The following is a 12,877-nucleotide window of genomic DNA, read 5'->3' as shown; positions in this document are numbered from 1 at the left end:
ACGGCGGCTCGGCGTCGGGATTCGGACGCCGCACCGGCTGGTGGTTCGTGTGGGCTCATCTTACTGATCACTCCGCGTTCCGTTCGACGTACGCCTCGAGGTTGTCGACGATCCGGTCGAGCTGGGCCTTCGTCAGCTCGCCGCCGGTTCCCCCGCCGGTCCCGGCGAGGCTGTCCCCGAGCATCTCGAACTCGTCCCACGAGTGGTCGAGCAGCGGGTTCAGGTCGAAACCGCCCAGCAGCAGAAGCACGTCGACGTCGTTACCGCGGCCCCGCTTCGGGGTGAGGCTCGCCTGCCCGGCGACGTTGATGTCGTGTTTGGTCGTCCAGTCGCGGAACGCGCCGTACACCTCGGGCTCGCTGATCTCGCCGTCGTCGATCATACTCTCCGGGGCGCGGACGATGGCGTACGCGGCGGTCGTCGTACCCACGTCCATCGGCACGTACGTGTTCTCCGCGGCCTGGTCGAGCATGTACTCGAGCTCGTACACCTGTCCGTTCATCTCGGTCGCGACGGCCGGCGTGAAGTGGTACGCGTCCATCTGGGAGGGGATGGTCACGTAGTCTTTCACGTCGATGACGCTCCGGGTCTCGCGCCCGGCGCCGATCATCAGGTCGATGGCCGTGATGATCGCGTCGTTGATCGAGTCGTAGTGGCGCCCGTTCCCGTTCTCCTCGTCATCGAGTTGGGAGTTCGAGGCGAGCAACACCATGTCCGCGTTCTGCGTGTCGTCCGCGGTTCGAAGCAGTCGCGAGAGCCCGCACACCGCGTTGAAGTGTCGCTGCGGCTGCTCGTAGTAGTAGGGCCACACACCGAACGCGGTATGGATCACGCTGGCCATCCAGTCTTCCGTTGCGCCGGTATCTTCGAGGTCGGCGAGTCCGGTCTTGAACTGCTCTATCGTGTACGGGATCGATCCGTTTCCGGTGCCACCGCCGAGCGTCGCGACGTGCATGAACGCGTCTGAAGTCCCGAAGTCCTTGATCCGAGTGACAATGCGGTCGAGGTCCTCCCGCGCGCACGCCTCGCCGTTCGGGAAGAAGTTCCCCGCGCCCTGCTGAGAGCCGAACTCCAGCGCGTGCGACTCCATGGTCTCCTCCTCGCCTCGCTCGTCCTGTAGGGTCCCGCGCATCCGGTCGATCGTGTTCCGGAGGTCGGCCCGGTTCGTGTTCATCACAAGTACCCGGTCGTCGATGCCGGGGTTCTCCGCCCGATCGAAGAACTGCGACGCGATGCGGCCGCCGCCCTCTCCCGACGCGATAACGCTCCATCTCGTAAATGTATCCGCTTGTGCCATTGGTCAGTGTTCGTTGGTCTCGAGTCCCGTTTCGGTCATCGTCACGCTGTGCTCGCCGTCGATCCCACCGACCACGTCCCGGATCACGGAGTCCGGGACCGGCGCCGAGAGGAAGTTCTGCCGCAGCTCGGCAAAGCTCACCCGGTCGCCCGGGTCGATGTTGTACCGCAGAACGTTGGTCACCTCGCGTTTGATCTGATCGTGGTCGTACACGACGACGTCGCCGTCGCTCCGGCAGATGCCGTAACCCGTTTCGTCGCTCCAGACGGCGAGCAGGCAGGCCGCGTGGGTGTCCTGTACGGGGAGGTCCATCTCCGTCGACACGTACCCCTCCTCGGCGAACGACGACTCGAGGCGGGACCGCATGTCCGGCAGGACCTCCGTCATGTCCACCTCGACGTCCGCACAGAGCTGTTCGCGGAGCTCCTGTTCGAGAAACTCCACGGACACCGACGCGTCGCCGTCAACGGTCACGTCGCGCTCGATTGCGCTGAACGCGTCGTCGCCGGGGTCGGCCGAGAGCTCGTGGGTGCCCGCCGGCACGTTCTCGAACGCCGCCGTGCCGGCGACGCGCGTCTCCACGGTGACGGTCTCCGAGTAGCCGCCGCCGTCGAGTGCGACCGTCGCCGTGCGCGGCCGCTCGCTCCCGTGTTCGTACGCCACTTCCACGGTGAGGTCGTGCGTCTCCACGTCGCCGAGCCGGAGCACGGGGACGCTCGGGTCGAACTCTAGGCCCTCGTTCCGCCGGTAGTAGAGCCCGAGGAACTGGCCCGCGTGTCGCATCGGGAGATCGTCGCCGACGACCTCACCGCGCTCCGCCAGCGCCACCTCGATCGTCTCGGAGACGTCGTCGTACGCCTCGACGACCGCGGCCTTGGTGCTCGCCGTCTCGACCGCGTCGCGCAGGTCGGTCGCCGCGGTCTCCCACCGCTCGGTGAACCGCTCGAGGTCGTCGACGTCTTCGAGCTCGGCCGCGAAGCGCTCGTCGACCGCGTCGGGCTCCGTGTAGTACCCCGGCGGCAGGTCGGCCGCCCGCAGCGTCTCGGCGTGGCCGACAAGGCGCTGCTCCATCGTCCGAACCATGTCGAGGCAAACCCGCCGGAGGTCGGAGCGATGGCGGCTCGCCTCGGAGAGGTCAAGCGCCGAGTCGAGATCGGATACCGCCGCGTCGATGCGGTCGACTTCGTCGATCGAGTTCGCCTCGACGTGCGGGTCCACGTTGGCCCGGTCGACCGCGTCGACCAGATCGCGGATCGCGTCCAGCTCCTCGTTGAACGAGCCGGAGAACTCGTCGCGGAGCCGGTCCCGCGCTTCGAGTACGGACTCGACGGCCGACTCGAACTCCCCGCGGTCCAGCGCCGCCTCGGCGTCAGCGAGGTCAGCCTCGATGGCGCCGCCGTCGTCCGCGCGCTGCCCGCCGCGCCGCATCTCGCGGACGGTCTCGATCGCCGCCCCGACCGTCTCGCGCGTCGCCTCGCGCGACCCGTCGAGCACGTCGCGGCACTCGGCGACGGAGGCGCTCGAATCGGGCGCCGAGAACGACTCGCTCGGCTCCGCGAGATCGACCTCCGACAGCCGGTCGAGCACGCGCTCGCGCCGGGAGAGGTCGCCGGCGACGAACTCGCGGAACGACGACTCGACCTCGTCTTCGAGCCGTTCGGTCTCGTTCGAGAGGCGTTCGAACTCTTGGAGGTCGGCCGACTTGACCCCCTTCCCGAGGTCGAACGCGCCGGTCTCGCGGTCGACGGTGACGCCCTGCGTCTCGAAGTCGCCCACCGCGGACTCGATCTGCGCGCCGATCCCCGGATCCCAGTCCGGGTAGGCGGTTCGAAGCTCCTGTCTCTGCCGGAGGAGCGCCTGGAACTCCTCGGCGGTCGACCGGGCGCGGGTGCGGACGAACTGCTGTTCGCTCGTCCCGCTGCGAGTGATCACGCCGCGGACGTACAGCCCGATACCGAGGACGACGAACAGCGGAACTCCGACGAGGACGAACCACGTCGCCGCCTGCGACCCGGACCAGACGAAGACCCCGGCGCCGATCGCCGCCGCCAACACGACTAGTGCACCGATCCCGAGCGCGGTCCGCCGGTTCGCGTTCATACTATCACCCGGAGCAGGTCGTTGACCCCGACCTCGGTTCCCACGGCGAGGATCGCCGCGCCGCCGACCGCGGCGACGACACCGAGCAGGATCGGGATCAGCGCCGTCTTCCGGTCGTAGCTCACGTCGCGGCTCAGCTTCATCTTCTCCTTGACGCGGCGCGCGGCGACCAGCGGGACCGCCGCGCCGGCGACGAGGCCGAGCGCCGCGCCGACGCCCAGCGACCCGAGTACCGAGAGCCGCACCGTTGAGCGGGGCCCCTCCGTCGTCGTCGAGACGACGCCGGCGTACGCGTTCGCGGCCGCCGTCACGTTCGATTTTGCGTGTCCGTACTCGTCGTCGACCGCCTCGGCGGCCGCGACGGTGCCTGTCGCGTTCCCTCTCTCGCCCGCCGACCTGAGTTGGCTCAAGAGGGTCGCCTGTGCATCTCTCATGTCCGTGTAGTTCTCCTCCAAGGAGTGAACCGTTTTGTTTGCCGCATCGAGGTCTCCTTCACCGGCTTCGAAGGCGCTCGTCGTCTCGTTCAGCGCCGCCGTCGCGTTCTCCGTCCCACGTACCGCGCTGCGGTACTCCCGGTACGTGTCGGCGAGATCGCCGTTCGCGAGGTCGGGGCCGGCCGCCCCGTCTCCGTCGCTGGCGACGGTGACGACCAGCGCGTCCTCGACCGAGGACTGCCCCTCGTCAGCGAGGTGGTCGGCGAAGTCGACGCTCTGAGCCTCGCCGGTGATCGTGACGGGATAGGTGTGGCCGTCGCGTTCCCCGACCTCGAACCCGGACGCGTTGGACAGCCAGTCGCGGTCGGCCGGCTCGCCGAACGAGCAGTAGCCGACGGTCAGGGTCGATCCGGGGTAGAGCGTCACGTCGTCGGTGTAGGTGGTGTCGCCGACGCCGCCGACGATGGCGCTTTCGTTCTCACCGATCGTCTCGCAGTAGTCCTCCGGGCCGGTAGCCGCCGCGCCGCCGGTCGCGACGACGGCGAGCAGGGCGGCGCAGCACAGCGACGCGAGCAGGTAGCGTCCCGCGCGTCCGGTCATTCGAGGCGCCCCCCGATCTGTTTGTTCTGGTACCAGTACGTGGCGCCGCTCGCGATCACGGCGCCGACGCCGAGCCCTATCAGCGCGCCGCCGGCCGCGAGGGACGGGACCTGCCCGGCGAGCACCGCGGCGGCCTCCGCCGTGTTTAACGCATCTACTGCGGGCTCGACCGGGTTCCCGCCGTCGCCGACGACGACGCCGACGAACCCGATCAGCGCGGCCGCCGCGACGAGAGCGCCGCCCGCGATCTGCGATTTCGTCGCCCGCGTCATGCGAACAGCTCCTCCGTCTCCTGTTCGTAGGCGTCGGCCGCGGCTTCGATCTCGTCGAGCCGGTCGAGGTCCTCGCGTCGGTACGTTAACAGCGTCACGACCGACGCGAGGTTGCGATCGCTGAGCGCGACGCCGAGGTTCACCTCGTTAAGCCGACAGCTCCGTTCCAAGTACTCCTTGATCGTTCCGGTCTCGATGCTGTGCGACCCCGGCCCGATGTTCGCGCTCGGCGCTCGGACCAGCGCGATCGCCTTCTGCGCGTCGTTCGGGTCAGCCTTGGCGACCGACTGCTTCGACGCCGAGAGCCGCGCCAGCGCCGCGCTGTCGATGTCGCGGCGACCGACGAACGGCAGCAGGTACCCCGACAGCGACCGGGTCATTGTGACGGAGCGACCGATCGCGCCGTAGCCGGGTTTCGACTCCCCTCCGGCGACGCCGAACGACAGCGACGTGACGATGTCGCGAACGTCGATGTCGGGCGTGTCGACGCCGTCGACCTCGCTGGCGTCGACGTTGCTCAGCATCGGTCCGACGACGATGTCGTGGAACGCGGCGGCGACGTACTCGTTGTACTCGCCGAACTCGCCTCCCGCCGAGTCGAGGTATGAGATCCGCTGGTTGTCGACGAGCACGATGCCGTCGACCTCGCCTTCCAGCCGGTCGAGCCCGTACCGGGCGTTCCACGCCTGTCGACCCGCGCTGACCTCGCCGTCAGTCTCGTCGTCCTCGACCCCGCCGCGCGTGTTCGGGAGGACGGTCACGGCGACGACCTTCGTCCGGTCGTCGGTGAACTCCTTGATCCCGCGGGCGATGTGCGGGCTGATCCCGCACCCGGTGCCGCCGCCGAGCCCGACGAACAGGAACGCGAACTGGATGGCGTCGGTGTCGGTCGCCGGTACCTCCTCCTCGTCCGCGGTGGGAGACGTCCGCCCCCCGAACTTCGACTCGAGGATCGTCTGGAGCTCGTCGGCGTGATCCTCCATCACCTCATCGGCGTCGACCGGGTTCCGGCCGAACCCGCCCGTCACCATCTCCTCGAAGCCGGGCTCGATCCCCTGTACGAGCCCGTGCTGCTGTGCGACTCCGTACTGGTCCTCCGCGGGAACGTTCGAGAGGTTCTGTAAGTCCCGCATTGTCGAGTTGAACACCAACGGTCGACCCAACGTCGAGATGTCCGTGGATTCGAACAGGCTGAGCATCGAGTCGTCGGTGTACTCGAAAATCGCGTCGACGATAGCTCCCCCCGCCTGCCCCGCGCCAATAAATAGATACGTCATTTAGCTGGTGATTCCTTCGTACGTCCGCTTGGGAAAATAGTTACCGGACAGTACATGTTTCTACGACAAACATTGCTGGGGCATTAGATTATAAAGATGATGGACATGCCAGTACGTGGATAGGTGTCAACCGCGTAGCCGACGGAGCATCACGCTGTACTCGTTGCGCTCGTACAGTTCTTCGACATGGTCGAGGAGGTCGCTCGCGGCGGCGAGCTGCCCGGCCGCCTGATAGGGCTGTTCATCGCCCATGCGCCGCGCCCGGTCACAGAGCGTGTCGGCGAGATCTAGGAAGTGCTTCGGGATTGTGTGGTTGTGGTCGGCGCGGACCGAGACGTACTCGTCGTTGACCGACGCGATCCGATCCTCGATGTCGCGCGCCAGTCGGGCGACGTCGACGTTCTCCGAGGAGCCGTCGGACCGTGAGAGCCGCGGGACGAGCGTCCGATCGTAGAAGGTACACTCCTGGTAGATGGCGTATAACTGCACCTCGTCGACGTCCGGCTCGTTCGCCATCGCCTCCAGCTCGCGGACCCGGTCCGCAAGGTGACGGTAGACGCTCCCGTCGGTGCGGCCAAGCTCCTCCTCCAAGGAGTCGACCCGCCGTTGGATGTCGCGCTCCTCGATGTCCATGATCCCGGATCGGAGCTCGCCGAGTTCTTCGAGCCCCTCGACGGCGGCGCCGAGGGAGGCGGTCATCTCCTCGGTGTCGTTCGTCTCGAACGCGTTGAGGAGGTCCCGCGCCTCAGTGGTCTGCGGTCGCTGCGAGCGCTCTATCTCCGCGGCCGCGGACTCCCACGCGGTTCCGGGGGACTCGATGACGGCGTCACCGCGCTCGACGGCCTTGACGAGTTCCTCGGCGCGCGCGTCGGGGTCGCTGGCCGTGAAGCTCACGGCGCCCCCACGGGCGGCCGCGTCGCAGATCGACTCGACCGCCTCTCGGTAGCGGTCCCGTTCGGTCGCTGCCTGGTCGCGTTCGGCCTCGAGCTGGATCGCGCGATCCACGACGGGGAGTGTCGCGCTCGCGGCGGGATGGTCAGAGCGCAACAGTCGGCCGCGGGCGGACTCGAGCTGATTCGCGGTCGGCGACTCCCCGAGGCCGGCAAGCCCGTCGGGAACGCTCCTCTCCGGCTCCGTCTCCCCCTCTTCCGCCTCTTCGATGGCACCGACGGCGTCTCTCAGAGCCGACTCGACCGAGCGCCTGTCGACGTCGGGATCCGCGAGCACCCGACAGAGCTCGCGGGCCGCGTCGTCATCGGGACGCTCCCGACTTGCGACCGCGTCCGCGGCGTCGACGACGGGGTGGTCGCGGAACTCCGGTTCCGAGTTACTGGACGCGTCGTCGGCCGCGGATCCCGACGCGTCGTCGTCGTCGTCGTCCGACGCTGTCGGGGGAGAGAACGGTTCTTCCGCCCCGCACTCCGGACAGAAGCCCGCGGAGTCGTCGATCAGCGAGCCGCAGCTCAGGCAGCGCTCGCGGGAGGTCCCCTCGTCGGTCTCGGCTTCCGAACCGTTCGCTGGCGGCTCACTTCCGCTCGCGGCCGAGCCGCTCGCCGACTGTGACTGGGGGGACTGCGACTGCTGACCGCCCGGAGGCTGCTGTTGATAGCCGGCGCGGCCGGGCTGTGACGTCTGTCGCTGCTGCTCGCGGAGCGTCCGCGCAAGGTCTTGGTAGTTCCCGACGCCCTTGATCGCTAGCGTCTCGCGGGCGGCGTCCGTAACGGAGACGGTTCCCTTACCGAAGATCCCCTCGATGAAGCCGGAGTCGGTCGAGATGCCGTTGAGGCTGTCCAGCCTCGCCTCCTGAGTCGACGAGCCCAACAGGCCGATTTTCTTTTTTACCCGCTGATTCGTGACGATGTACCGGCTCGCCCGGCGCGAGAGGAAGGTGCTCAGAACTTGAAAAAGCCCGACGACGACGAGGAACGCGCCGATGTCACCGCTGATCATCAGCCCGATAACCGCGAAAAAGAGGGCAGAGAACAGCCGTCCTTTCCAGTTGATCCAAGACGGATGGACGTTCTTGAGCACCGACTCCCCGTCGAGCGGGTTGATCCCGGCCGTACTCGCCTCGTGACCCGTCTCCTCGGACATGGACTACTCCCTCACCCACGAGGCGCGCGCGGCCGGTTCAGCGGCCGACATCGATCTTTTGACATCGGACCGTTCGTGCGTACTGGTAGCGTCTCCGGGGTCCGCCGATCGGTGCCCGCGGCGACGGACGCGCTCCCCCGACGGCGTGACCGTCGTTTGTACCACAATATCCCTCTTCATCGTTGTCATTTGTCTGGTAAGTAACCCTAATACTTTTCATAATTATTCATATATTTACATCGAAGGGAAAAGAAGAGACGAGAGCGACACGGGGGCGACTACTCGCGGGCCGACTTTCCGGTCACGCCATGTTCTCCCGGCCGAGACAGGAGAACAGCGCCTCGACCTCGTCCCACACCTCACGGACGTTCTCGGCCTGCTCGCTGTTCCCCTCCTGTTTGAGCGTCAGCGCGTGGTCGTACATCGTCTCGATCGACGGCATCTCCGGGTTCCACAGCGTCCCCCACAGGTACACGTCGTCGAGGTACGGCGTCACGAGCTGTTTGATGTGGATGTCCACCGACTCGATCCCGGTCGAGCGGCCGGCGTCGAGGAACTCCTCGCCGCCGATAATGCCCGCGAGAGTGCCGTCTCCTATCAGCTCCGAGACCTCCTGCATCTTCCCTTCGGGGCCGTACACTAGGAAGGTGCCCCCCCACGCGGTCGTCGGATCGAACTCGGCAAGCTTGTTCTGGAACAGCGCGTTCCGGACGAGCAGCTCCAGCTTCGACTCGTCGAACGCGTTCGCTCGCGACCGACCGAGCACCGGCGCGAGCACTACCGCGGGCGAGAAGTCCCGGTCCGGGTCGCGCTGATACTTGTCCTGAACCGGGCGGAAGCTGTCGGCCGGATCGAACACGTCTCCCTTGATCGACATCGTCGCGTCGCGGTCAAGGAACTGCGGCACCGACGACATCGTGAACGCCTCCAAGAAGGCCACGAGCGGCTTGTTCACCTCGACGTACTGCGGTGGATTGTACTCGCCGAGCCGGTCGATCCGCGGGCGGATATCGGCGCCTACGTCCTCTAACCGCTTGTTGTCGAACGGGATGATCGCGTCGACGGTCCGGGAGGTGCGGGCGAGCCCGACGACGCCGTTCACCTTCGCGCGGCCACCGAACTCCGAGTACTGGGTTCCCTCCGAGGGAATCACGACGCTGCTGAACAGCGGCTTCGAGACGATCCCGTCGTCGAGCACTTTCTCGCGGAGCTTCTCGGCGAGGACCGGAGTCGCGCCACAGCCGGTGCCTTTGGTCACGCTGTGGACGAACATCACGGCCTGTGAGTCGCGGAGCCGCTCGCCCTTGAGGTCCCACCGCTCGCGGAAGGGGTCCGCGTCGTCGGCGAAGTCGGCCTCGATCAGGTCGCGTCCGAGGTCCCACCGGTAGCCGGCGCCGGCGTAGTCGTGTTCGCCGAAGCCGATGATACAGTTGGGGAGGAGGTCGTTACGGCTGTACCCTTTCTCCTCTTGAGCGTAGTAGGTCTGTTCGAGCTCGCTGACGTTGGTGTTCAACAGCCCGTACCCCGCTAACCCGCCCTGCCAGATCCGGGCGCGACGCTCGTTGTTCTCCTCGAGCGTCGCGCGTCGCAGCAGAATCGCGTCGAGGATGTTGTTCCCCGCGCCCCCGACGCCGACGAGGTACCACTTCTTCCCGTAGGCATCGTCCATCAACTCGTCGCTCGGCGTCTCAGTGCCCGAGGGCGCTGGCGTCGCGGCCCGCCCGAACTCGCCGGTGTCCGTCGGATCGGCCGCGTCGTTCTGACCGTCTGCCGCGGGGTCGTCCCCGGATAACGCCTCCTCCTTGCGGTCCGGATACACCTGCTCGACCGATGCGGGCTCGTCCGCGTGGGCTCGGGCCAAGTGCTCGACGAGCGACTCGCCCGCCCACTTGTCCGAGCGCTGCATACAGATCTTACAGATGTCGGTCATGTTAGGATAACGTATGAGCGGTCACGGAGATACATAAAACATTACGGACGCGGTCGGTTCCCACGACATTGTTACTGAGATCTGACATACCTTCGACCGCGTTCCCGACCTTCACCCACCGTGTCGCTTAGTGAACCGCTTCCGAAGCGAACTGATCCCGGCGGACGCGGTGGTCCCCTCTGCGAACTCGATTTCGAAGAAACCTGGCGGTGCGTTCTCTTGGAGCGTCACGGACGCCACGAGGTCCGTCTGTCGCCGGCAGAACGTCGCCAGCGGTTCGAGCACCTCGCGGCGCGCTACCGCCTCGGGAAGCAGCTCCGTCTGACACTCGACGGCGCCGTTCCCGCCCCGGTCGTCGAGCTCCCGGAGCACGAAGAGAATCTCGTCCGCGACCGCGTCCGGCGTGAGCTGTTCGCGTCCACCGCCTCTCTCCCGGCTCGATCCCGTCGAATCACCCGACGAGGGAGGGCCGGAAGCCTCGGGCTCGGAACCGGAGCCGCCGCCGGCGGGACGCGACCCGCCTCCGCCGCCGGAGGGCGCGGACCCGCGCCCTCCGGACTGTGACGGCTCGCCGCCGCTGACGACGATCTCGTCGGCGTCGAGCTCGATGCCGACGGTATACTGCTGCTCAAGGATCGGTACGAGATCGGCAACGAACGCGTCGTCCACTCTCTCCGGAACCTTGACCCGGCCGCTCCCGTGGTCGATCGTTCCGGTGACACCGCCGAGGAAATCGACCGCCATCAGTAGGTCGTCGCCCGCCCGTTCGGCGTCGCGGATCGCCCGGTTGGCATCGTTGAACGCGCAGGCGTGGAACGACCGGTCCGCGGTGTCGATCCGCCGCTCGATGTCCCGAACGCCCAGGAGGGCCTCGTGTCGCCCGTCGACGACGAACTCCCGAACCCGATCGGCGAGGGCGCCGTCAAACCGGTCGGTCATCACTCGGATGTCCTCAAGCGTGTGCTCCGCTTCTCGTCGCGTCTCGAGGAACGATCCTTCGCGGCGCCGGATGTGCGACTCGATCTCTTGGTAGTGCTCGTGGACCGCCGCGACGGTTCGAGCGACCTCGTGGAGGTCCCGTCCGGAGAGCGCGTCGCGGACGACTCCCTCCAGATCCGCCACATGGACAGTCTCGCCTTGGGGAGGGACCGTTAGCTCGCGGAATCGGCTCGGCAGGTTCACTATGTCGTAGGTCCCGCCCAGCGGCGAGGTCACGGTCGGGTCGAACAGCCCCTCGTCAAGCGCGCCCTCGATAGCCTGCCGAAGGTCACGCTCTATCGCGTCGACTGCGCTCGGCGCCGCGTTCCGACCAAGTGGGAGTCGGTCACGGACTTGCGAGACTGCGTCCGGTGTAACCGGTTCGAGCCGGTCGAGGGTCCGATCGCCGATCCGGTCGTCGAACTCCGTGTTCGCGCCGTCACTGTCCAATCGGTCCGATTCGCCGACTTTCGGCTCGGTCTCACCGCTCGTTCCTCCGTTTCCGTCGATGCTCGTGCCGCCGCCGTCCGAGGCGCTGCCGCCGGTCGGAGACGTCGAGAGGCCGCCGAATGTAATAGTACCCTGGCGGCGGTACACGACCAACGCGCCAACCGCGACTACGAGAAGCACCGCGGCGCTGACGGCGGCGAGCGGAGTTGACCCGTATCCGCCTGTAACGCCGACGACGCTCTCGACGGATTCGACGCTCCGGACGCTCTCGAAAGAGACCGCGGTCGTGCCCGATCCGGAAGCCAGCTCAGTCCGCTCGGCGATCCCCGACTGGACTCCCTCGAAGCGGCCCACGTCCATACGAGGTATGTGTAACTGACTGGGCTAAAGACCTGTCGTCCACGCGAGAGGATCGACGACGGACGATCAGAGTTCGTAACATCTCGGCGACCCACTGCGGTCACATTGAGTTAGAGGATGAGGCGGACGAGTTCTGAGTATCTATGGCAGAATTCGACCGCCTCAACGATGGTATCGCGTGGATCGACTTGTCGTTTTGTGGGGCAGGATCAAAAGCCGCGATGGTTGATTGAAATAGGGATCCGATATCACTTGACCGACACGACTTTGAAGTATTCCGCTCGGATACCTCTTCGACCGTGATCCCCCCATCTCGGCCTTGTATTCGAGGAGATCAGTGAAGCAGTCGAACGCCCACGAGTACAGATCGATTGCTGTGTTTTTCCCACTCATCGCGCACGACGCACATCCACTTAATCTTAAGATTAATATTAGCCTTATCTGTAAACGTGCTGTGGACGATTAGTTCTCGGTGGCGCTCGATGAGGCCAAAGGAGGCCACGAGTAGTCGTTAAGAGTACTACCACGCCTACCGCACTAGCGCCCAACAGTCCACCGCCGGCGAGGACGTCGAGATCACTAACAAGACAACCGGGCCGAACACTAAGATTAAGGTTAAGATTGAAATTATACTTGACACCCAATAACGGACGCATTCGACGCAGCGAGAGACAAACAGGTCGAAACGAACGAGGATCGTATTGGTGACGACTTTGACATCGACCGGTACCTCGATGCGTTCAACAGCACATCAAAAACCAGATAGTCTGCGTTACACTGAACCGAGACATATTCGTTCTATCGCGAGCTCTAAAGCGCAGATGAAGCCGAAGTGAATCCGGCTCAGTCTGTTCGAGAGCACTTAGAAAAACTGTCCTACTGTCACCTGAGTGTATTCGAGCGGTCGATGCGGAAACTTGAGATCGAGCGTGAATTCTGACGCTGTGTTGTAGGGACTCGCTCTTATGTAGAAACGCGGAAAGCCCGTATAATTACACTCAGACAGTTCTAATCTGGCGATATGTCTTCCACTGAGTCAGCGTTCGGCGGGATGTTTCGGCAGCTGATCGAGCTAGGAGTCATAG

General features: G+C 65.8%; 8 protein-coding genes and 1 pseudogene. All 9 read right to left on the bottom strand.

Going from position 1 to position 12,877, the window contains the following annotated elements; genetic code table 11:
- Window positions 1-67 precede the first annotated feature (67 nt).
- The gene (locus tag B9G49_RS09890) at window positions 68-1,297 is read right to left on the bottom strand and encodes a hypothetical protein (RefSeq protein ID WP_086216246.1); all 1,230 of its coding nucleotides are present in this window, start codon (window positions 1,295-1,297) and stop codon (window positions 68-70) included.
- A gap of 3 nt (window positions 1,298-1,300) precedes the next feature.
- On the bottom strand, window positions 1,301-3,397 hold the full coding sequence (locus B9G49_RS09885) for a hypothetical protein (protein ID WP_086216245.1): 2,097 nt from the start codon (window positions 3,395-3,397) through the stop codon (window positions 1,301-1,303).
- On the bottom strand, window positions 3,394-4,431 hold the full coding sequence (locus B9G49_RS09880) for a hypothetical protein (RefSeq protein WP_086216244.1): 1,038 nt from the start codon (window positions 4,429-4,431) through the stop codon (window positions 3,394-3,396). The genes B9G49_RS09885 and B9G49_RS09880 overlap by 4 nt, the downstream gene beginning before the upstream one ends.
- Window positions 4,428-4,703, bottom strand: coding sequence for a hypothetical protein (locus B9G49_RS09875; RefSeq protein WP_086216243.1), 276 nt, complete (start codon window positions 4,701-4,703; stop codon window positions 4,428-4,430). Before B9G49_RS09875 ends, B9G49_RS09880 begins: the two co-directional genes overlap by 4 nt.
- Window positions 4,700-5,980: a cell division protein FtsZ gene (locus tag B9G49_RS09870; RefSeq protein WP_086216242.1), complete on the bottom strand. Its 1,281-nt coding sequence runs from the start codon at window positions 5,978-5,980 to the stop codon at window positions 4,700-4,702. Before B9G49_RS09870 ends, B9G49_RS09875 begins: the two co-directional genes overlap by 4 nt.
- 126 nt (window positions 5,981-6,106) lie before the next feature.
- Window positions 6,107-8,074 (bottom strand): PH domain-containing protein, encoded by a 1,968-nt coding sequence (locus B9G49_RS09865; RefSeq protein WP_086216241.1) that lies wholly within the window; start codon window positions 8,072-8,074, stop codon window positions 6,107-6,109.
- Between the two features lie 301 nt (window positions 8,075-8,375).
- On the bottom strand, window positions 8,376-10,004 hold the full coding sequence (locus B9G49_RS09860) for a cell division protein FtsZ (protein WP_086216240.1): 1,629 nt from the start codon (window positions 10,002-10,004) through the stop codon (window positions 8,376-8,378).
- A gap of 111 nt (window positions 10,005-10,115) precedes the next feature.
- Window positions 10,116-11,792, bottom strand: coding sequence for a hypothetical protein (locus B9G49_RS09855; RefSeq protein WP_086216239.1), 1,677 nt, complete (start codon window positions 11,790-11,792; stop codon window positions 10,116-10,118).
- A gap of 259 nt (window positions 11,793-12,051) precedes the next feature.
- Window positions 12,052-12,161, bottom strand: a pseudogene (locus B9G49_RS17005) (zinc ribbon domain-containing protein); the annotation flags it as partial.
- Window positions 12,162-12,877: the final 716 nt, after the last annotated feature.

Origin of the sequence: Halorubrum sp. SD683 (assembly GCF_002135045.1) — an archaeon.
GTDB lineage: Archaea > Halobacteriota > Halobacteria > Halobacteriales > Haloferacaceae > Halorubrum > Halorubrum ezzemoulense.
This window is presented reverse-complemented; position numbering and strand designations above follow the sequence as displayed.